This is a genomic window from Pseudomonas sp. WOUb67, assembly GCF_050058005.1.
Lineage (GTDB): Bacteria > Pseudomonadota > Gammaproteobacteria > Pseudomonadales > Pseudomonadaceae > Aquipseudomonas > Aquipseudomonas putida_R.
Window position 1 is genome coordinate 6,339,630 of the sequence record NZ_CP170112.1, and the last position, 21,094, is coordinate 6,360,723.

The following is a 21,094-nucleotide window of genomic DNA, read 5'->3' on the forward strand; positions in this document are numbered from 1 at the left end:
GGGGCTGCTTTTGCAGCCCGTTCGCGGCACAAGGCCGCTCCTACAGGGATCGCGTAGTGCCTGTGAGAGCGGCCCCGGGGATCAATCAGGGATACTGCTGAACCTGGCCTTGCTGCTGATCATACTGCTGGCCTGGAATCGGCTTCAGGTTAACTTCCACGCGGCGGTTCTGCGCCCGGCCATTGGCGTCGGCGTTGCTGGCGATCGGCTGGTCCGGGCCCATGCCACGCACCGAGATACGCGAAGCATCCACACCCTGCGAGGTCAGGTAGGTGCTGACCGCCTGCGCACGGCGCTGGGACAGGTCCATGTTGTGCTGGCGGCTGCCGGTGCTGTCGGTGAAACCGACCACTTCGATGGTGTTCTGGTTGAACTGCTTGAACGAGCCTGCCAGGTTGTTCAGCGGCGAGTAGAAGCTTGGGGCGATGTTGGCCGAGTCGGTGGCAAAGGTGATGTTGCCCGGCATGATCAGTTTGATCTGGTCGCCCTGGCGTTGTACTTCCACGCCGGTGTTGGCCATCTGGGCGCGCAGCTCGGCCTCTTGCTTGTCGGCGTAGTAGCCATAACCCGCGGCAGCAGCGCCCACCGCAGCGGCGCCGATCAGTGCACCCTTGCCACGGTTGTTGTGATCGATGGCAGCACCGGCGATGGCGCCAGCCAGCGCGCCCAGGCCGCCGTACTTGGCGGTCTTGCTCATCCCCGTGGAGCCCTGCGCCTGACCCTGGTTGTCATAAGGGTTCTGGCTGGCACAGCCAGTCATCAGGGCAGCGGCAGTTGCGACGATAATCAGACGACGCATGGTGAACATGGACAAGCTCCTACTGAAATTCATAAATGCGGCAGATCACAACTGGATCTATGCCAGCCTTGGATTGCATCGGCAATGAAAAATTCAATGAAAGTGCCTTCATGTGCTCTCAGGCACGCACGAAGGGGTTTTCACGCATCTCATCACCCAAGCGGGTATCGGGCCCGTGGCCGGTCACCACGATGGCCTCTTCGTCCAGCCGGTACAGCCGCTCCTTGATGGAACGCACGATGGCCCGCTGGTCACCCCCCCACAAATCGGTGCGGCCAATGCCACGGCGGAACAGGGTGTCGCCGGCGATCAGCAGTTTGGCATCGGCGAACCAGAAGCTCATCGAACCCGGGGTATGGCCAGGCGTATGCAGGGCCACGCCACAGCCACAGGCCAGCTCTTCGTCATCGCCCAGCCAGCGATCGGGTGCGGGTACCGGGGTGTAGGGGACGCCGAACATCTGGCACTGCATTTCCAGGTTGTCCCACAGTACCTGATCGTCTTTGTGCAGGTGCAGGCTGGCGCCGGTCAGCGCCTTGAGCTTGCCCGAGGCGAGGAAGTGGTCGAAATGCGCGTGGGTGTGGATGATGCTGACCAGCGTCAGGCCATGGGCCTGCAGGCGCGCGAGGATCTTCTCCGGGTCACCGCCCGGGTCGACGACGATGGCCTTCTTGGTCAGCGGGTCGCCGATCAGCGTGCAGTTGCACTGCAAGGGGCCTACGGGGAAGGTTTCGCGGATGAGTGCAGGTGGGGCTTGGGTCATTGCATTACTCATGAGGAAAGCGGGGAACACTGAAAGCTTCAAGTCTGTTTATTCAATCAAGCGCAGTCATGTCACAAAAGCTACAAACTCGTTCCCGGAGCCAAACAAAAAACCGGCCAATAGGCCGGTTCTCAACCAATATGAATACGCGGTAGAGGCTTGCACCAGAGCCTGACGAGCTTTCGCTCAGGATGGAGTGCCTGCCAGAGGGCCTGCGGGCTCAAAGTCAGCCCCCTTCGCCTTTGCGACCTGCAGGAAGCGCAGCTGGTTGCTGGAGATTCGACCAGCAAGACGCCTTGCTTCAGCCTCAAATCTCGCAATCGCAAGCAACTCTACCTGTCTCGTTTTGGACCGCATTGTTACCTCCAAAAGCTTGATCGACACGCTATCGATGTTATTAGGGATCAACCACGATCACAAGCCGACCTTCAGCGCTCCAAGTGAAGCCAAGCGCTTCATACACTGACCGGGCGCCCTCCAGAGGGTCTTGTATCTCAATCTCCTGGCAGCCCAACATACGAGCATAGAAATCTATCGATGTAAGCGCCAAACCTGCGATCTCTCCCCTAAGTGGATGCGACGGGCAGGGACTACCTTGGAGCAGTATGACCTTGATGCACAAGCGGCTCTTTCTAGGACTTGCGTAGCAAAGACCGCAGAGCTCGCTACCGAACCAGATCGCAAGATCGAACCCTTTGGGATCGCTATCTTTCCAGTCGACAATCTCCTCCCAAGGGAACAGACACCGACTTTCTGACCACTCCAGGCTAGCAGTGAGAGCCTCGTGCGTTATCGGCTCCATCCGGACTTGGCCGACATCAACATCTCCACTCAACAGGCCTGGCCGCCGATTCAGCAGTTCATGAGTGAGCGTTCGAGCTTGTGATCTATATATCTGATACCGAAGTTTACTGATCCGCCTTCTCATGCAAGCACCGCGTCCGAAATGGAGCCACCACCATTCAGAACTCGCGGCCTGCTGGTCGCATGTCGTTCCACATCTGCATATCCTTTGGATGCGGGACGTCGAAGTCGCACTGCCCGAGCAGTGAAGCAAGATCATAGGGGGGTACACCGGAGCCTGCGTTCGCCTGGTGCTTATTCACCTTCATGTTTTCGGTTGGTGAGCAGTATTTCGACTTCGGGGTATGTTTTTTCATAGCCGCTCCTCTGGTAGTCATCGAAACCGAATAACTACCAGCATCAGCGCCATTCACAAAGAGCTCCGAGGCTCGTTTGGTAGAGATCAGATTGCTCCTACAGCATCCGACGAAGCGTCGCCCCTGATCTCGCCTTAAGCATTGCGCGATGTATCAATCCAAGCCGTAAGCGGCCCGTCTATCTCAAGGCAGGAACAACCTGAACAACCCGCCCCCAAGCGCCCCGCCATTGGAGATCTCGATCCGCCCGCGCACCCCGCCGCTTTCATGCAGTGCCGCGATCCGCGCAGCAAAGTACAGGCCAAGGCCGGTGCTGCCGCTGGTCGAGTCGATGCCCTGGATATACTCCTCCTGGCGCTCGAGCATGTGCTTCGGATAACCCGGGCCGTCATCGTTTACGCAGATGGCCAGCTGGTTGTCGGCCTCTTCGATGGTGATCAGCAAGGCGTGCCCGGCAAAGCGGGTGGCGTTGGTGATGACGTTGGCGATTACCGAGGCCACCAGTTCACGGTCGAAAAAGCCCAGCGGGTTGTCGGTGTCGATGCGCCAGGTGGCGAGGATGTCGTTGTGCTTGAGCACTTCCTGGTGTGCCGCCAATTGGGCTTCGATGAAGTCGTCCAGTTCGTGGTAGTCCGGGCACACCGGCAACTGGTTGATACCCAGTTTGTACAGGCCCAGCAGCTGCACCAGCATGCCGTTGAGGTGGCGAAACTCGTGCTCCATGATTCCCTGCTCGGCACCACCACGCAGCTCTTCGGGCAAGCGTTCCATCCACTGGTTGTGGGACTGGATCAGCGCTGACAAAGAGCTTTTGAGGTCGTGCACGGTGGAGGCGATCACCGTGGAAAAATCCAGCCCCTGATTGTCTTGATTCATGCGCCGAACACTCGGATGTGCAGTTTGCGGTAACGGTCATAGCGATTGTCGCTGGCAGGGATACCGGCCACGCTGGTCAAGGCGTCCTGGCATTCCTGCATGATCGCGGGCTGAGGGTTTTCACCGCCGATGCGCAGCAGCGCCTGGGCGGTGTTAAGGGCGATACTGATGTTCTTCGGCTGCATACCCAGCGCCTTGCGGAACATCTGCAACGCCTCGCCAAGCTGCCCTCCCTGGTAACTGCGCACACCCTGGCGATTGAGGGTGACCGCTTCGGTAATGGCGTTGAGCACGCTGGGGTCGTCCGTCAGCTTGCCCACTTTCTCCATGACCTTGGGGTCATCGCCATAACTTTCCACACAGTTCTTCAGCACGCCGAGGGCGGCGGTTTCCTGCCCCATTGCCTGCAACTGTGCGGCAACGGTCAGGGCCGAATCGACCGAGAAGAACTGGTTCATCTTGTCCAGGCGCTGGATCGCCTGTTCGGTCAGCTTGCCGGCCGTTTCCGGGTCACCCGCCTGTTGCAGGCTGGCGGCCTTCATCATCCGCGCACGCACCTGCAAGCCCTGGTCCTCGGGGTTTTCCTTGGCTACTTCGCTGAGCGTGGTGTTGATTTCGACCCGGGTACGGGCGTCCAGGCCAAAGCCTGCGTTCTTGCTCATCAGCGCCTGCACCAGGCCAAGGTTGTTTTCAGCATCCTTGTAGCGCGAGCTCTGCCCCTGGTTCACTGCATGGCGAAACGCCTTCGACGCGCTCTCGAAGTCTTCGTTCTCCAGCGCCAGCTTGCCCAGCGTCGACTGCCGACGTACCGACAGTGGCGACAGCCGCACGGCTTCTTCAAGCAGGTTTTGCGCGCGCCGGGTATCACCCTGGGCCACCAGCACCTCGGCCATGCCGTCGTACAGGCCGGGCATGATCGGGAACGCCTTGAGCGCCTGCTCGTACACACCCTGAGCCTGGGCATTCTGGCCACGCTTGTGCATCAGGGCGCCCAGCGCGGCGTACACCCAGGGCTGCGGGCGGCTGGCCAGGATGGCCTTGAGGAACTTTTCCAGTTCCTCGAAGCGGTTGAGGTTGCGCAGGGCATCGGCCCGATAACGCAGGCACAGGGGTGCCAGGCGCGGGTCTTTCTTGCACAGCTCGGCACAGGCAGCCAGCACTTCGGCCGGGCGATTGCGGTCCAGCGCCTGCAAAATCGGCTTGAGCAGCGTCTTGCGCTGGAACAGTTTCTCGACCCGCTGGGCCAGGCCAACGCGGTTGAACGGTTTGGTCAGGTAGGCATCGGGCTCATGCTCGATGGCGCTGAGGACAATGGCCTGGCTGCTCTCGGCCGTGACCATGATGAACACGCACTCATGGCTGATGTGCTTGTCGATGATCAGGTCTTCGAGCACCTGCTGGCCGTTCTTCTTGCCGTCGCCCAGGTGGAAGTCCTGCAGGATGAAGTCATAGCGCTTCTGCGCGCACATGCGCAGCGCCTGCTCGCCGCTGTCGGCGGTGTCCACGTCGCGCACGCCCAACTCGCGCAGCATTGAACGGGTCGACGTGCGAAAGTCGGTAAAGTCGTCGACGATCAGAAAGCTTTTTTGCCCGTACTGCAGCATCAACACGACCTGCCTTGGAATGATTGAAAAATCGCGCGAAGCGATGCCACCGATCGCTGTATCGGCAGCTGGTCGGGAAAGATGAGGGTAGAGCATTGCCGGCCACAATCCATGGCCTCAGGCCATCACTTTAGCGGGCAAAGACCTGCAGGGCCAGTATCACGCCAGCACGCCCAGGGATTTGGCCTTGGCCACCGCCTGGGTGCGTCGCTCGACCCCCAGTTTGCTGTTGATGTGGCTGGCGTGGGTTTTCACGGTGTGCAGGGAAATGAACAGCCGCTCGCTGATTTGCTGGTTGGAGCAACCCTGGGCAATCAGTTCGAGCACAGCCAGTTCGCGGCCGCTCAGGGCTTCGCCGGTGCCGGTGGTGGCGCTTGGCTGCTGTGGCAGGCGCTTGAGCAGTTCGGACTGAACCGGGCAGGACGAACCTGCCTGCAATTGTTCATAAAGCCATTGCGGGTGCTTTTTCAGCAGCGGCTGGAACGGTTGCAGCAAGCCGCCATGAGCGCAGGCCAGCAGGCTTGGCAGCAACTGCGCGGCCTGCCCCTCCCGGCCTTCGTCCAGCAGCAGCGAGAGCCATTGGCACAGGGCGCTGACGGTGAGCAGCATGCCGCCACTGGCCTGGCCGCGCTCGACCAGGCTTGCCAGGCGCTGTACGGCGTCGTCGCCGCGTAACTGGATGCGCTCGAGCAGCGCCTGCTGCAACGCAATGTGCAATGGCAGCAGCGGGTGGAACTCCGGCGCTACTGCCGGCTGCTCGCCGCCGTAGGTCTGGCCCAGGCGCAGCAGCCAGGACTCGGCCAGGTCGGTACGCCCTTGGGCCAGCCACAGTTCGCATTTGACCAGGGTAATCATGGCCAGGTAGTAGACCGGGGGCACGTCCCAGATATGCATCAGGCGCTCGGCCTCGGCCAATTCGGCAAAGGCCTCGGCAAAGTGCCCTTCCCGGCCATCGAGCGTAGCAATCACGCAATGGCCGATAAGCACACTGATATCCCGGCAGGCCCGCGCCTCGCCCAGCCCCGCGCGCAAACGCGCACGGCCCTGGGCCGGCTGCAGGCGCGAGACCAGCAGGTAACCTTCGTAAAGCGTCAGGCGCGCACGCACGGCATACAGCCGCTGCGCCGAAAGCCCCTGCAGCCGCTGTAGCCCTTGGCGCACTTCGTCCAGTGCGCGCACCACCTCGCCACGGGCGTGCAGCACCCGCGCCCGGTCGTAGTGGGCCAGCGCCTCGAACAACGGGTTGCCGACCCGCTGGGCCAGCTCCAGGGCTTCGCGGTTCCAGCCCCGGGCCCGCCAGAAGTCGCCATCGGCAACGGCCAGGTTGGACAGCGTGGACAAACACACCAGGCGTTGGCCATAACGCTTGCTCGGCAGGCTCTCCAGCGCTTCGCCGCAATAGGCCAGGGTGCGTTCGCGGTCGCCACGGCCACGGGCAATGACCCCACTCAGCGCCAGCCACTGGGCCAGCATCGACTTTTGCGCGGTCGCCGAAGGCGCGGGCAGAAAGCGGCTGAGGTAGCCGGCCAGTTCCTCGGCGGCGTCCAGCTGGCACGCCAGGCCCAACGCCCAGCTGTACAGCACGATCAACCGGGGCGTGCTGATCAGCAGGCTGTCGGGCAGGTCCATCTTCCAGCGCAGCAACATGCCGATGTTCTGTTCAGCCAGCAGTTGCTCCTCGGACAGGCTCTGCACCAGGTCGGCAGCGACATCGAGGTGGCCGGCACGCAGGGCCTGCTCCACCGCCTCGTCCAGCAGGCCCTGCTTTTCGAACCAGCGGCAGGCACGCAGTTGCAAACCGGCCAGTGGCTCGCTGGCCTGCCGGCTGCGCAGCAGATCGGAGAACAGGTGATGGTAGCGGAACCAGTAGCCATGCTCGTCCAGCGGCACCAGGAACACCTGGTGCGCCTGCAGGAAGCGCAGCACTGCGGCGCTGTCCTGGCGGCCACGCAAGGCGTCGCACAACGGGGCGCAGAAGCGCTCCTGGCAGGCCGTGTCGTACAGGAACGCCTGTACGTCGTCGGGCAGCATGTCGATGACTTCTTCAAGCAGGTAGTCGCGGATCAGGCCTTCGCCGCCATGCAAGGCCTGGGGCAAGGCTTGCTCGTCCGCCGACTCGCTGGCTGCCAGTTGCCAAAAGCGCAAACCGGCCACCCAACCGTCGCTGCGCTGGATCAGGTTGTCCAGTGCCTGGCCGCGCAGGGCCGTTGGCTGCCGGCCGATCACCGCCAGCGACTCCTCCTCGGTGAGGCGCAAATCCTGTTCGTTCAGTTCGACAAGCTGGCGCGACAGCCGCAAACGCGCCAGGTGCCAGTCCGGGCGCTGGCGGCTGGTCACCAGCAACACCAGGCCGGCGGGCAGGTGATTGAGGAAGAACTGCAGGCAACGGTCGAGTACCGGCCCCTGGGCCAGGTGATAGTCGTCGAGTACCAGCAGCAAAGGGGTATCGGCTTGCAGGTACAGCGCCAGCTCGTCGAGCAGGCCGTCGATCCACTCCTCGAAGGCGAACGGCTGGTGGCGCTGGCGCATTTTCAGCAAGCCCATGGCCTGCCCGCCCAGTGCCGGGCAGTACTGCTGCAGGCCTTCGAGCAGGCGTTCAAGGAAGCGGCCAGGGTCGGCATCCCGCTGGCTCAGGCCAAGCCACAGGCTGCGCCAGTGCTCGGGCAGCGCTTGGCAGAATTCGATGGCCAGGGAGCTTTTGCCGAAACCTGCCGGGGCATTGACCAACAACAGCCGGCCACCAAGCCCGGCCTGCAGACGCTGACACAGGCGCAAGCGCGGCACATGGCCGTCCGGCAGCGGCGGCCGGAAGAAACGCCCGTCCAGCAGGCCCAGGGCCTGACTGGCGAATCCATGCGTACGGGACAAATCTGTCATGGCCGGCTCGTTCTGGGTGGAGGACTACGGCGTTATGGATGCTTGCGAGACTAGCCGGTAACGCAGCGTATTTGAAGATGATGGGCGCAATTGCACCGGAAAAGACTGCGACAAAAAGCAACATGGCTGATGGACAAAGGCTGAGGCGGGGGTTTGGGTGGGTATTCAGCAGATTTATTGCCTGTACTGGCCTCTTCGCGGGTAAACCCGCTCCTACAGGGGATTGCACAGCTTTCAAGGCCAGTGCAGTACCTGTAGGAGCAGCCTTGTGCTGCGAAGAGGCCGGTAAGGCTGAAGAATATCTTTGGCTGCAATGGCCTCTTCGCAGCACAAGGCTGCTCCTACAGGGCCTGTGTTTGACTGGAAATTATCGCCGGGGCAGCAAACAGAAACGCCCCGGGCAGGCCGGGGCGTTCTGGGGATCACGCGGAGTAAAGGGTTTTCAGATCAACGAATACCCGACTGGCGCAAGGCCGCAGGCTGGAAGTCGGCCTTGCTGGCACTGAAGCCGAAGTCGTAGGCGCGCTTCTCTTCGTTTTTCATGCCCAGGGCCAGGTAACGACCCGATTGCAGGTCGTAGATGGTTTCCAGGGTATACCAAGGCACCTCTTTGTTGTAGTACGGCTGGGAATGGGCTTCGGACACGCGCCACAGCTGGCCACGGCCGTCGTACTGGTCGATCACTGCGGCCTGCCAGGTGTCTTCATCGATGTAGAAGTCACGCTTGGCGTAGATGTGCCGCTGGCCCGGCTTGAGGGTTGCGACCACGTGCCAGACGCGGCGCAGCTCGTAACGGGACAGGTCCTGGTTGATGTGCCCGGCCTTGATGATGTCGCTGTACTTCAGCTTGGGGTCATCCAGCTTGAAGGCGTTGGAGGCGATGTACAGTTCCTTCTTGCCTTCCAGCTTCCAGTCGTAGCGGTCTGGCGCACCGTTGAACATGTCCAGGTTGTCCGAGGTACGCAGGCCGTCGGCAGCGGTACCCGGGCCGTCGTACGACACTTGCGGTGCCTGGCGTACGCGACGCTGGCCGGCGTTGTAGATCCACGCCTTGCGCGGTTCCTTCACCTGGTCGAGGGTTTCGTGTACCAGCAGTACGGTACCGGCCAGGCGTGCTGGCGCGGTCACTTCCTGCTTGAAGTAGAACAGGATGTTGCCCGGGTTGTTCGGGTCGTAATCCTTCATCCTGTCGCGGAATACGAACTGGTCGGAGAAGTACACCGGGTTGAAAGAGCCGTTCTGCTGTGGCGTCGCCTGGGTCACCAGGCGGCTGACACTGCCGCCCCGGTAACGGGTGATGTGGTTCCAGATCACCTCCAGGCCACTTTTCGGAATCGGGAACGGCACCGCCGTGTCGAAGTTGTTCAGGCCGTTGCCACCTTCCACCAGCGTGGTCTGGGTGGCGTTTTTCTTGATGGCGGCGAACACGTCGGCAGGTACCGTGGAGCCGCGATGGGTTTTGAATACCGGGATCCTGAAGGTGTCCGGGTAGCGCTTGAACATGGCCAGCTGGCCCGGCGAGAGCTTGTCCTTGTACTGATCGGCGTTCTGCGCAGTGATGGTGAACAGCGGCTTTTCACTGCCATACGGGTCGGCCAAAAAGCCCTTGCCGTCGACGCTGCCCGCACTCTTCGACAGCGGCTCCCACGGGCCGATCGAGCCATCGGCGTTGCCGGCCTTCTCGGCGCCCATCGGGGTCAGGGTACTGCCCAGCTTGGCCGCCTCGTCGGCGGATACCGCAGCCATGACGCTGGTCGCCAGCAGGGACAGGCCCAGTACACCGGCTTGCAGCAGACTTCTGGTCTTGTTCATGTCGTGTCGTCCTGGATCTGAATGCTTAGAAGTTCACGCCGAAGCTGAGCGCGACAAAGTCACGGTCATCCACGGTGCTGTACTTGCCGTCGAAGAAGTTGGTGTACGACAGGCTCGCCGTGTAGGTGTTCTGGTACTCGGCGTCCAGGCCCAGGCTGACTGCCTTGCGGCCTTCCTCGAAGTTGGCACCAGGGCCCGGCGAGTAGCCGGAAACGTCATGCGACCAGGCCACGCTCGGTTTCAGGTTTACCCCGGCGAACACGTCGTTGTAGTCCCAGATGACACGGGCGCGATAGCCCCAGGAAGTGCTGGTGGTGTAGCCGTCGTTCTCGCATTTGCGGTTCAGGTTGGTGGTGGATGCCCCGGCACCTGCGCCGGCGATGGTGCTGGTGTTGAGTGCCTGGCAGGTGTCTGCACCGCCGGTGGCAGGCAGCGGACCAGGCCCGAACACCGGGTCACGGCCATAGCGGGTCTCACGTGCGTTTTCCAGGCCACCAACATGGGTGACCCCTACTTCGCCCACCACGGTCATCCGGCTGGCACCCATTACCTGATCGAAGAAGTGCGTCAGGGTGGTCTGGAACTGGGTGATCTCCTTACGGCGATACCCGTGCAGGTCTTGCCCCGGTGTACCGGTCAGCAACGAAGCATTGCTCAAGGCGCCGCCAATTGGACGGACCCCGGCGAACAGGATGTCGGTGGTATTGAGCTGCACTGGCGCATTGGGGCGGTAGCTGAGCTCGCCGCTCCAGGCGGTGCCAGTAGGCAGGGTGGTGGAGAAGCTCAGGCCATACAGGCGGATATCTTCGGGGTATTCGACGAAGTACTTCGAGTTACCCGCGACAATCAACGGCGCCAGCGCACGCAGCTGCGCTGGCAGCGCGCTCAACCCGGCAAATACCGAAGGCGCAGCACCGGTGGCGCTGAAGATCGGCGCACGGCTGTGGTAGTTCATGAAATAGGCGCCGAATTCGGTGTCGAGCGGCTCGAACATGTAGCGCATGGCCACACCGAACTGCCCGCTGTCACGGGCGTCGCGGTCGGCGCCGCGGGCCACCATCACACCTTCTTCATTGATGTTCACGCCACGGGTGGCGAGGAACTGCTGGGCCGCTGCCGGCACTGTGCGGCTGCTGTTGAGCACGCGCAGGTTGTCGGTGCAGCCGTCGGCAATGATGTCAGGCTGAGAGAAGAACGTGCCGCAGTTGTCGACGACGGTCTGGTCCCACTCGATCTGGTAGAAGGCCTCGGCCGACAGGTTGTCGGTCAGGCTCTGGGAGATGTAGAACATGTTGACCGGGATCAGCCCTTCCTTGATCTCGGCACCCGGGCGGCGGAAGGCCGACACGTCGATGGGGTTGATCGAGTTGATGCCGCCGCCGATGAAGGTACTTTCCCCCCAGCTCACCACCTGCTTGCCCAGGCGCACCGAGCCCGGCTGATCGCCGATGGAATAGTTGTGGTAGACAAAGGCGTCGAGCAGCTGGGCGCCGGACGACTTGGCGCCCTCCTTGCGGCCGGAGTCGCTGATGTCCTTGAACTCGCGGCTTTCGTCCTTCAGCTCGAAGTCGTACCAGTACTTGCCGCGCACGAATACGCCGGTATCGCCGTACTTGAGCTCAAGGTCATGGATGCCCTTGAAGATCTTGGAGAACGTTTCGCCCTTCTTGAAGTTCAGGTGGCCATCGTCGGAGGTCTGCGACAGGCCCTTGCCGCCGTTGTTCACCCCGATCAGGTTCTTGTTGGGGTTGGCCGTCGACCAGCTGGCGCCAATGGAGAGCGACGAGTCGAACTGGCCTTCGATTTCACCAATGTTGAAACTGACAGCGAAAGCAGGACTTGCGAGCGTGGAAGCAAGGCTGACGGCCAGGGGCAACTTGGCCCGGCGCCAGAACAGGTTTGCAGATTTCATCGACGCTACTCCATGTACTTTATTGTTATGGCAGTGAGTCCTTTCAAGAACGGCCCGAGCGACCGGTTTGCAGGTTTGCACCTGCGGCGACACGGCTTGCGCGTATCGCCCTCCCCCATTCCTGAAAATCCCCTGGCCCCGACTATAGCCAGCAAGGCACAGGCGCTTGATCCCTCTAAAGTGTGATTTGCGCTCCATGCCGCCAACTCGCTGCAGTGTTGTCCCGGTTGCGGGCTGGCAGAGCTCAAGGATGGCGCATTTCTGCCATTTGGCAAGGCGCCGGGGCCTCTAGCGTGCGGGTCACGTTCTGACGTTCGCGACCCGCACGGTGGTTACAGCGTGGAAAGGAACGCGCTGTTGCTGGCCTGCCACTGGACGATGTCCTGGCGGATGCGTTTCTTGTCGAGCTTGCCGACACTGGTCTTGGGAATTTCAGTAACAACGGCAATCTGGCTAGGAATCGCCCACTTGTTGATGTGCCCTTGCTCGACAAATGGCTTGAGATGCTCCTTGAGCACCTTGGCATCGATGGCCTGGCCGTCGCGCACCACCAGCAGGGCAAACGGGCGCTCGCCCCATTGCGGGTCGGCTACCCCCACCACCGCCACTTCGCGCACGGCCGGGTGACGGCTGATCAGGTCTTCCAGATCGAGGGAGGAAACCCACTCGCCACCGGTCTTGATCACATCCTTGATGCGGTCACGGATGTCGATGTAGCCCATGCCGTCGAGGGTGGCAACATCGCCGGTGTGCAGCCAGCCCCCCTGCCACAGCTCCTCGCTCTTTTCCGGCTCCTTGAAGTAGCCCATGGTCAGCCACGGCGCGCGCAGTACCAGCTCGCCCTGTGTTTCGCCATCTGCCGGCAGGAAGTTGCCGTCGCCATCGACAATGGCCGCCTCGACCAGCGGCACCGGTACACCGGCCTTGATGCGGTAGGTGACGCGCTCATCCTCGCTGCCGGCCTGCAGCTCGTCGTTCAGGTGCGCAGCGGAGATCAGCGGGCAGGTTTCGGACATGCCATACGCGGCGGTCAGCTGGATGCCACGCGCCAGGGCAGCCTGGTACAGCGAACGGTTGAGCGAGCTGCCGCCGATGATGATCTTCCAGCCGCCGAAGTCCTGCCCTTGCGCGTTCGGGCAGTTGAGCAGCATCTGCAGGATGGTAGGGACGCAATGGGAGAACGTGACCTTTTCTTCGCGCCACAGCTTGACCAGCATGTCCGGCTCGTAGCGCCCCGGGTAGACCTGTTTCATGCCAAGCATGGTGGCGGCGTACGGAATGCCCCAGGCATGCACATGGAACATCGGGGTGATGGGCATGTACACGTCGTTGCTCCCCAGCAGGCGCACGCTGTCGATGCTGCCGGTGACCGACGCTTCGGCCAAGGTGTGCAGTACCAGTTGCCGGTGGGTGAAGTACACGCCCTTGGGGTTGCCGGTGGTGCCGGTGGTGTAGAAGGTGGTGGCCACCGAGTTTTCGTCGAAGTCCGGGAAGTCGTAGCGCGGGCTGGCGGCTGCCAGCAGCTGCTCGTACTCGCCCACCAGTCCGGGCAGCTCGGCGGTCTTGTCCGGGCCATCGGTCAGCAACAGGGTCTTGTCGACGGTGGTCAGTTGCCCGGCAATGGCCTGGTAAAGGCCGACGAAATCGCTGTTGACCAGTACCACGCGGTCTTCGGCGTGGTTCATGGTGTAGAGGATCTGCTCGGGCGACAGGCGCACGTTGATGGTGTGCACAACGGCGCCGATCATCGGGATGGCGAACATGCACTCCAGGTAGCGGTGGCTGTCCCAGTCCATGACCGCCACCGTGTCACCGGCCTTTACCCCGGCCTCGGTCAGCACATTGGCCAGGCGCGCGATGCGCTCGTTGAGCTGTGGGTAGGTCAGGCGCAACTGGTCGCGGTAGACGATTTCGCGGGTCTTTTCATAGCGGCTGCCGGACATCAGAAGGCGTTTGATCAGCAGCGGGTAGTCATAGGCGCCCTCGGCGGGCTTGATGATGCGGGTCTGCAGCATGGGTATCCCTTTTCTGAAAAGCGTGCCGGACAAATCTGGTAACTACTGTAGTTCGCGAATGTGACGGCTAAATCAGCCGAAGGAATGATTTGGCTGTGCGGGGTATGAGTGGCATTGTCCGGTGATGGATCATCCCTGCCCTGCCAACGGAGCCTTACTGATGCCCAGCCCGCGTCGCGCCGTGTTTCTCGATCACCAGTCCCTGGACCTCGGTGACCTCGACCTTTCCCCGCTACGAAGCCAGTTCGATGAGTTCGAGCTGTTCGCCGCCACACGCCCGGAGCAAGTCGCAGAGCGCCTGCAGGGCGCCGTGGCAGTGGTCAGCAACAAGGTCATGCTTGACGCCGCGACCCTGGCCGCCAACCCCCAGCTCAAGCTGATTCTGGTGGCCGCCACCGGCACCAACAATGTCGACCTGGCAGCGGCGCGCGCCCAGGGCATCACGGTGTGCAACTGCCAGGGCTACGGCACGCCGTCCGTCGCGCAGCACACCCTCGCCCTGCTGCTGGCCCTGGCCACTCGCCTGTGCGACTACAACCAGGCGGTGGCCGACGGCCAGTGGGCCAAGGCCAGCCAGTTCTGCCTGCTGGACTTCCCCATCGTCGAACTGGAAGGCAAAACCCTCGGCCTGCTCGGCCACGGCGAACTGGGCGGAGCAGTGGCGCGGCTGGCCGAAGCCTTCGGCATGCGCGTACTGAGCGGGCAGATTCCCGGCCGCCCGGACCGCGCCGACCGCGTGCCGCTGGACGAACTGCTACCACACGTCGACGCCCTGACCCTGCACTGCCCGCTGAACGAGCACACCCGGCACATGCTCGGTGCCCGCGAACTGGCCCTGCTAAAGCCCGGTGCGCTGGTGGTCAACACCGCCCGTGGCGGCCTGATCGACGAGCAGGCGCTGGCCGATGCCCTGCGCAATGGCCACCTGGGCGGCGCGGCCACCGACGTGCTCAGCGTGGAGCCGCCGGTCAACGGCAACCCGTTGCTCGAACCCGGCATCCCGCGCCTGATCATCACCCCGCACAGCGCCTGGGGGGCGGTGGAATCGCGCCAACGCATCGTCGGCCAGCTCAGCGAGAACGCACAGGCCTTCTTCAACGGCCAGCCACGCCGCGTGGTCAGCTGAGCGGGGCGCCCGGCTCTGCTACACTGCGCCACTTTTTCAGGAGGCGTCGTCCATGGACCCGCGCAGTGAAGTGTTGCTCCGCCAGGCAGAGCTGTTCCAGGGGCCGCTGCTGATCGCCGGCGCCCCCGCCGATGGCCTGCTCGGCCAATTGCCGCAGGCCCAGGCCTGGACCTGGCACGCAGGCGATCAGGCCCTGCTAGACAGCCGCTTTGCCGGCCGCAGCCACCATGGTGTCGAACCGCCTGAAGTGCCCTTCCACAGCGCTGTGCTGTTCCTGCCCAAGTCCCGCGAACTGGCTGCTTACTTGCTCAATGCCCTGGCGTCGCGCCTGGCCGGCCGTGAGCTGTATCTGGTCGGCGAAAAGCGCGGCGGCATCGAAGGCGCGGCCAAACAGCTGCAGGCCTTTGGCAAACCGCGCAAGCTCGACAGCGCCCGGCACTGCCAGCTGTGGCAAGTCACCATCGAGCAGGCGCCCGAGGCCAAGCCGCTGGAAAGCCTGGCCGAACGCTTCGAGCTGGCCCTGGAGGACGGCCCGTTGCAAGTGGTCAGCCTGCCTGGCGTATTCAGCCACGGGCGCCTCGACCGCGGTACCGCCCTGCTGCTCAAGCACCTCGACGGCCTGCCGAGCGGGCATGTGCTGGACTTCGGCTGTGGCGCCGGGGTATTGGGCGCAACGGTCAAGCGCCGCTATCCACAAAGCCGGGTAACCCTGCTGGACGTGGATGCCTTCGCCGTGGCGGCCAGCCGCCTGACGCTGGCGGCCAACGGCCTGGAAGGCGAGGTGATCAGCGGGGATGGTATCGACGCGGCACCGACCGACCTCAGCCTGATCCTGAGTAACCCGCCGTTCCACACCGGGGTACACACCAACTACCAGGCTTCGGAAAACCTGCTGAAAAAATCGGCCGTTCATCTGCGAAAAGGCGGCGAAATGCGCCTTGTTGCCAACAGTTTCCTGCGCTACCAGCCGCTGATCGAAGGGGCGCTCGGCAACTGCCAGGTGCGCGACGACGCTGACGGTTTCCGGATCTATCAGGCAACACGCCGATAAAAACAGCGCTTGCCGAAAGCGTTTTGCCTAGGCAGAATCCGCACCGTCCTAGGGGAGTAGTCTCCCGCGAGCACCCAGCTCGCCCGGTACGCGTCAACATACTTGGTCAACAGACCATGGCGCGTGCGACCCACCATGCCAGCCTGCATGGAGAGATCCGCAGAGACGGATCCAGGGTTTGACAAGACCTATGACACGCACACCTTACCCGGGGCGGGGAGGCTGTACGTGTCATAGCCGTGTCGACCCGCCCCCGTAGGAAACCTGATGCTGGAATCTCTGCTGGTCCCCACCGCCATCGTTGCCCTCGCCGAAATCGGCGACAAGACGCAACTGCTCGCGCTCATTCTCGCTGCCCGCTTCCGCAAGCCCTGGCCGATCATTGCCGGTATCGTCGCCGCCACCTTGGCCAACCATGCTGCGGCCGGTGCTGTGGGTGCCTGGTTCGGCAGCTTCTTCAGCGACTCGACGCTGCACTGGATCCTCGCCGCGAGCTTCATCGCCACGGCCCTGTGGACCCTGGTCCCGGACAAGATGGATGAGGACGAAAACCCGGCGCGCCGCTTCGGGCCGTTCCTGACCACGCTGATCGCGTTCTTCCTGGCCGAAATCGGTGACAAGACCCAGGTCGCCACCGTGATGCTGGCAGCGCAGTACCCACACCTGATCATGGTCATTATCGGCACCACGCTGGGCATGCTGATTGCCAACGTGCCGGTGGTATTGGCGGGTAACTTCGCGGCAGACAAACTGCCATTGACCCTGATCCGTCGCCTGGCGGCCACGGCGTTCTTCGTGCTGGCGATCGTGGCCGTGTACTCGGCGATGAAGGCCAGTGGCTGGGTGGGTTAACCGAAAGTAACAGCTTGACGCAAAGCCTGTAGGAGCAGCCTTGCGCTGCGAAGAGGCCGGTCCAGGCATCCCGAAATGGGTTGGCCCTACCGGCCCTTTCGCAGCACAAGGCTGCTCCTACAAGGGGACCGCGTGCACCGGAAACAGAGCCTTACGGCTTGGCCGCAGCCTGATACAGCGGCATCACCTTCGGAATCGCCGACTGCAGCGAGGCAATGCGGCTTTCGGACGCCGGGTGAGTGCTCATGAACTCAGGCGGTGCACCTTCGGAAGCCTTGCTCATCTTGTTCCACAGGGTGATCGCGGCATTCGGGTCATAACCGGCACGCGCCGACAGCTCCAGGCCAATCAGGTCGGCCTCGTTCTCGTTGGCCCGGCTGTTGGGCAGGGTCATGGCGTAGTTCACCACGGTGTCGGCCATGGCCATGCTGCCCTGGCCGAGACCGAAGATGGCACCGGCACCCTGACGGGCCATTTCCACGCCGTACGCCTTGGACATGGCTTCACGGCTGTGCTCACGCAGGGCGTGGGCAATCTCGTGCCCCACCACCGCGGCGATTTCCGCATCGGTGAGCTTGAGCTGATCGATCAGCCCGGTGTAGACGATGATCTTGCCGCCCGGGCCGCAGTTGGCGTTCAGTTCATCGCTCTTGATCACGTTGACTTCCCAGTTCCATTGCGCGGCATCCGGGCGGAACTTGGGCGCCTGGGCGATCAGGCGGTTGGCGATGACCTGTACGCGCTTGGCATCGGCACTGGACTTGTCGAGCACACCTTTGCTCGATGCCTCACCCAGGGTCTGCTGGTACGACTGGGCGTACATCTGGTTGACCTCATCGGTCGAGAGCATGCTGAACATGTACTGCTGGCGCTGCACGCCGACTGCGCCGCCGCTGGTGGTGTTCACCGCCTGGCAGCCAGCCAGCAGGATGCCAGCACTCAACAGGCTGACGACAAAAGACTTACGCATGAAAACACTCCCTTTTTACATGCGCCGTATCCTAGGCCGAGTCGCCAGTGCCCGCTATAGCCGTAGGGAAGATTTCTTCGCCTGTACCGGCAATACATCAAGCCGGGGTCAGGCACTCCGGCGCATCCAGCTTCGGGTCATTGACGAAATTGGCCAAGGCACGCTCCCGCAAGGTTGCCGGCGGGCTGGCCAGCAACTCGTGCAAGCGGGTAATCGGCGTATCCGGGTCAAGCCACGCCGCCTGCCCCGCCTCGTCCAGTATCAGCGGCCGACGCTGGTTCATGGCCGCTTGGGTCACCACCGCGCAGCTCAGCCACACCTGGTCCTGCACCGGGTAGGCCTCCCACACTGCTGCAAAAAACAGCGACGAGCCTTCCCCCGGGGTCAACCAGTACGGGCGTTTACGCACATTGCCACGCCACTCGTAAAAGCCGTTGGCCGGCATCAGGCAGCGACGCTGGCGAAATGCATCGCGAAACATGGGCTGCTCGACCAGGGTTTCGGCGCGGGCATGCGCGGGGGTGCGGGACAGGTCGGTGAGCCAGGCCGGGGTAAGCCCCCAGCGCGCCTTGGCCAGTTGCTGCTGGCCGTCGAGCTGGCGCTGGATCAACACCGAAGCCCCGGGCGAAATGTTCCATTGGGCCGGCTGGCCTTCGGGGAAGCCAGGCAGGCTGGCAAGCGCCTGGGGCCAGCGAAACAGGGCATAACGTCCACACATGGGCGAATTCAGAACCTAGCAGATCAAGGTACCGGGGAAGCTCTCCGGTTCGTCGCCAACCAGTGGCTGGGCATCATTGTACGCATCGATCAGCTGCCGTGCGTACTCGGCCTGCTCATCCGCCACCGCCAGCCCGAGCAGGCCTTGCAGGGGCAGTTCGCCCACACCCCCCATCAAGTCACGGCCCACCAGCTGCACGTTGATGCCTTCACTGGCCAGCATACCGACCAGCATTTCGGCTTCGAGCAGGTTTTCAGGTTCGTAGATACGCCGCATCAGTCGTTCTCACCGAAGACGTCCAGCATCCATTCCTCGCCATGAACCTGCAGCACGAAGCGGATAGGCTTGCAGCACACCTGACAGTCCTCGATGTACTCCTGATCGCCACCGGACAGGTCCACCGTGGTTTCGACTTCCTCGCCACAATAAGGGCAATCGTAGTTCGCAGTTTCCAGCATCGCGGCCTCCGGGGTGACTTGTGCGTATAATTGCCGGTCTGTTTACAGGGCCTGTGTGTGTCCGAGCCGTTTTTCGGAACCCGCCCCTACCTTATTACCCTAGCCGTTTCCAACAAGAGAGCATGATGGGCGAATTCGATGCCATCCGACCGTACGACGACGCTGAGGTCCCTGCCGTTCTGGCACGCCTGCTCAGCGACCCGGCATTCCTCGATATCCTCACCCACTTCCGCTTCCCGCGTGCGGCCGGGGCCCTCGGCTGGTTGCTCAAGCCGCTGATTGCCCGTCGCCTGCGCAAGGAATTCGCCGGCGTCACCTGCGTTTCCACCCTGCAGGACAAAGTCGAGTACTACGTCGACCAGACCATCGACCGCGCCACCGACGGCGTTACCTATTCGGGCGTGGAACAGCTCAAGGCCGGCACCGCCTACCTGTTCCTGGCCAACCACCGTGACATCGTCATGGACCCGGCCTTCGTCAATTACGCGGTGTACCACGCAGGCTTGCCCACCCCGCGCATTGCCATTGGTGACAACCTGCTGCAAAAGCCCTTTGTCAGCGACATGATGCGCCTGAACAAAAGCTTCATCGTGCACCGTTCGATCAGCGGGCGCCGCGAGAAGCTGGCGGCCTATCAGTTGCTCTCGGCCTACATCAGCCACTCGATCCGCAACGACGCCACGTCGATCTGGATCGCCCAGGCCGAAGGCCGCGCCAAGGACGGTGACGACCGCACCGATTCGGCGATCCTCAAGATGTTCCACATGAGCCGCAAGGACGAGCCGTTCGGTGCGGTGATCCAGAGCCTGAACCTGACGCCGGTGTCGATCAGCTACGAATACGACCCGTGCGACCAGGCCAAGGCCCGCGAGCTGTACATCCGCGCCACCACCGGTACCTACAAGAAGGCGCCCGGCGAGGATGACAACAGCATCGCCAAGGGCATTACCGGCTACAAGGGCCGGGTGCACATCACGTTCACCCCGCCGGTGACCGCGTACCACGAGGACACCAAGCAGCTGGCAGCCGAAATCGACCGGCAGATCCTTGGCAGCTACCGCCTGTTCCCGGTGCATTACCTGGCGTATGCGATGTGGGACAGCAAAGACGAGGCGCTGCAGGTGCCGAGTGCCGAGGAGGTGTTCCCGGCGGACGAGTTGGCCAAGGCCAGGGAAGAATGGCAGCGCCGGCTGGATGCGTGCCCTGAAGAGCAGCGGCCTTACCTGGTGTTGCAGTATGCGACGCCGGTGCGTAACCAGTACCAGGTCAGGCAGCAGGCACCTGTAGCCTGAAAGATTGCCGGGGCTGCTTTGCAGCCCATCGCGACACAAGGCCGCTCCTACAGGGGAACGCGATCTCTTGTAGGAGCGGCCTTGTGTCGCGATGGGCCGCAAAGCGGCCCCAATTTCTCAGACCCAGGTACTGAACCAGGACAGCAGCAGCGCCATCGCCAGGCAAGCGAACCCTAGAATGTAGAAGTACTTGGGCACCCGCAGGTCGAACGCGTCCACCACCCCCTCCTCCACCGCCATGTATTCGCGGGTCTCGGCCTCGCGCCGCCGTGCGCTGTGCAGTAGCAATCCGCCCGGGCAGGTCAGCAGCAGCGCCAGCAGGTTGATCAATTTGGTGGGGTGGGCGGCCAGGAACCCCCAGAGCACTTGCAAGGACATCACGCAACCTCGGTGTGAGCAGCGGCAAAGGCCCGCATTCTACCCAAGTCGCTGTTCGGCGCCCGGCATGGGCGACAAAGTGTCATTAAATTTCATCTGTCATTCGCTCGTCATCTGAACAGGCCACCCTGTCGGCCTTTCATGACCCGGAGCTTGTTCATGCTGCACGCCGAAAACCAGGACCGCCTCTACCTCGTCGCCCAGAGCGATGAACAACAGGCGCTGATCGATGGTTTTGCCATCAATGTGCAGGACCGCCAGTGGCTGGTCTACTGTGCGCTGGGCGGGCATGTGCATGAAGACTTGCCGGAGGTGGATGCCGGGACGGGCTTCAGCTTGCTGGATTTCCACATAGAAGCCGCTTGAGCCTGTGCCGGCCCTTTCGCGGGTGAACCCGCTCCCACAGGGACCGCGCCAAAATCAAGGTCTGC

At 62.7% G+C, this 21,094-nt stretch carries 19 protein-coding genes and 1 riboswitch; of the genes, 5 read left to right on the forward strand and 14 right to left on the reverse strand.

Annotated elements, in window-relative coordinates; genetic code table 11:
* Positions 1-85: 85 nt before the first annotated feature.
* The 9 genes from ABOC32_RS28015 to ABOC32_RS28055 form a co-directional block, all read right to left on the reverse strand.
* Positions 86-808 carry an OmpA family protein gene (locus ABOC32_RS28015; RefSeq protein ID WP_012270522.1) on the reverse strand — a complete coding sequence of 241 codons (723 nt, stop codon included), beginning with the start codon at positions 806-808 and terminating at the stop codon, positions 86-88.
* A 109-nt stretch (positions 809-917) separates the two neighbouring features.
* Positions 918-1,562 (reverse strand): MBL fold metallo-hydrolase, encoded by a 645-nt coding sequence (locus ABOC32_RS28020; RefSeq protein ID WP_426809653.1) that lies wholly within the window; start codon positions 1,560-1,562, stop codon positions 918-920.
* Between the two features lie 962 nt (positions 1,563-2,524).
* A complete protein-coding gene (locus ABOC32_RS28025) occupies positions 2,525-2,722 on the reverse strand; it encodes a hypothetical protein (RefSeq protein ID WP_043200551.1) in 198 nt (65 codons plus the stop codon).
* Between the two features lie 183 nt (positions 2,723-2,905).
* Positions 2,906-3,598, reverse strand: a complete 693-nt coding sequence (locus ABOC32_RS28030; protein ID WP_284356244.1) for a sensor histidine kinase — start codon at positions 3,596-3,598, stop codon at positions 2,906-2,908.
* Positions 3,595-5,202: a response regulator gene (locus ABOC32_RS28035; protein ID WP_426809654.1), complete on the reverse strand. Its 1,608-nt coding sequence runs from the start codon at positions 5,200-5,202 to the stop codon at positions 3,595-3,597. The genes ABOC32_RS28030 and ABOC32_RS28035 overlap by 4 nt, the downstream gene beginning before the upstream one ends.
* 159 nt (positions 5,203-5,361) lie before the next feature.
* Positions 5,362-8,079, reverse strand: coding sequence for a LuxR C-terminal-related transcriptional regulator (locus tag ABOC32_RS28040; protein WP_426809655.1), 2,718 nt, complete (start codon positions 8,077-8,079; stop codon positions 5,362-5,364).
* A 447-nt stretch (positions 8,080-8,526) separates the two neighbouring features.
* Positions 8,527-9,891 carry a DUF1329 domain-containing protein gene (locus ABOC32_RS28045; RefSeq protein ID WP_426809656.1) on the reverse strand — a complete coding sequence of 455 codons (1,365 nt, stop codon included), beginning with the start codon at positions 9,889-9,891 and terminating at the stop codon, positions 8,527-8,529.
* Between the two features lie 25 nt (positions 9,892-9,916).
* Positions 9,917-11,803: a DUF1302 domain-containing protein gene (locus ABOC32_RS28050; protein WP_426809657.1), complete on the reverse strand. Its 1,887-nt coding sequence runs from the start codon at positions 11,801-11,803 to the stop codon at positions 9,917-9,919.
* Positions 11,804-12,135: 332 nt separating this feature from the next.
* A complete protein-coding gene (locus ABOC32_RS28055) occupies positions 12,136-13,818 on the reverse strand; it encodes a fatty acid--CoA ligase (RefSeq protein ID WP_426809658.1) in 1,683 nt (560 codons plus the stop codon).
* 160 nt (positions 13,819-13,978) lie between these two features.
* On the opposite strand from ABOC32_RS28055, the gene ABOC32_RS28060 reads away from it, so the two are divergent.
* The 3 genes from ABOC32_RS28060 to ABOC32_RS28070 all read left to right on the forward strand — a co-directional run bounded on the left by ABOC32_RS28060 (position 13,979) and on the right by ABOC32_RS28070 (position 16,847).
* On the forward strand, positions 13,979-14,944 hold the full coding sequence (locus ABOC32_RS28060) for a 2-hydroxyacid dehydrogenase (RefSeq protein ID WP_426809659.1): 966 nt from the start codon (positions 13,979-13,981) through the stop codon (positions 14,942-14,944).
* A gap of 52 nt (positions 14,945-14,996) precedes the next feature.
* Complete coding sequence (locus ABOC32_RS28065; protein ID WP_426809660.1) at positions 14,997-15,995, forward strand: methyltransferase; 999 nt, start codon at positions 14,997-14,999, stop codon at positions 15,993-15,995.
* A gap of 39 nt (positions 15,996-16,034) precedes the next feature.
* Positions 16,035-16,175: riboswitch (yybP-ykoY riboswitch) on the forward strand.
* Positions 16,176-16,265: 90 nt separating this feature from the next.
* Positions 16,266-16,847, forward strand: coding sequence for a TMEM165/GDT1 family protein (locus ABOC32_RS28070; protein ID WP_234227570.1), 582 nt, complete (start codon positions 16,266-16,268; stop codon positions 16,845-16,847).
* 151 nt (positions 16,848-16,998) lie between these two features.
* On the opposite strand, the gene ABOC32_RS28075 is transcribed toward ABOC32_RS28070, so the two are convergent.
* From ABOC32_RS28075 to ABOC32_RS28090, 4 genes are all read right to left on the reverse strand, one after another.
* Positions 16,999-17,817: a M48 family metallopeptidase gene (locus ABOC32_RS28075; RefSeq protein WP_264361769.1), complete on the reverse strand. Its 819-nt coding sequence runs from the start codon at positions 17,815-17,817 to the stop codon at positions 16,999-17,001.
* A 97-nt stretch (positions 17,818-17,914) separates the two neighbouring features.
* Positions 17,915-18,535, reverse strand: a complete 621-nt coding sequence (locus ABOC32_RS28080) for an SOS response-associated peptidase (protein WP_426809661.1) — start codon at positions 18,533-18,535, stop codon at positions 17,915-17,917.
* Between the two features lie 15 nt (positions 18,536-18,550).
* On the reverse strand, positions 18,551-18,811 hold the full coding sequence (locus tag ABOC32_RS28085; RefSeq protein ID WP_016501480.1) for a putative signal transducing protein: 261 nt from the start codon (positions 18,809-18,811) through the stop codon (positions 18,551-18,553).
* Positions 18,811-18,993, reverse strand: coding sequence for a CPXCG motif-containing cysteine-rich protein (locus ABOC32_RS28090; protein WP_019472473.1), 183 nt, complete (start codon positions 18,991-18,993; stop codon positions 18,811-18,813). The genes ABOC32_RS28085 and ABOC32_RS28090 overlap by 1 nt, the downstream gene beginning before the upstream one ends.
* 125 nt (positions 18,994-19,118) lie before the next feature.
* On the opposite strand from ABOC32_RS28090, the gene ABOC32_RS28095 reads away from it, so the two are divergent.
* On the forward strand, positions 19,119-20,285 hold the full coding sequence (locus ABOC32_RS28095; RefSeq protein WP_426811668.1) for a 1-acyl-sn-glycerol-3-phosphate acyltransferase: 1,167 nt from the start codon (positions 19,119-19,121) through the stop codon (positions 20,283-20,285).
* Positions 20,286-20,402: 117 nt separating this feature from the next.
* Here the strand turns inward: ABOC32_RS28095 and ABOC32_RS28100 are convergent, their stop codons facing one another.
* The gene (locus tag ABOC32_RS28100) at positions 20,403-20,663 is read right to left on the reverse strand and encodes a hypothetical protein (RefSeq protein WP_426809662.1); all 261 of its coding nucleotides are present in this window, start codon (positions 20,661-20,663) and stop codon (positions 20,403-20,405) included.
* A 159-nt stretch (positions 20,664-20,822) separates the two neighbouring features.
* Here ABOC32_RS28100 and ABOC32_RS28105 point away from each other — a divergent pair, with 159 nt between their 5' ends.
* Positions 20,823-21,029, forward strand: coding sequence for a hypothetical protein (locus ABOC32_RS28105; protein ID WP_003247353.1), 207 nt, complete (start codon positions 20,823-20,825; stop codon positions 21,027-21,029).
* Positions 21,030-21,094 lie beyond the last annotated feature (65 nt).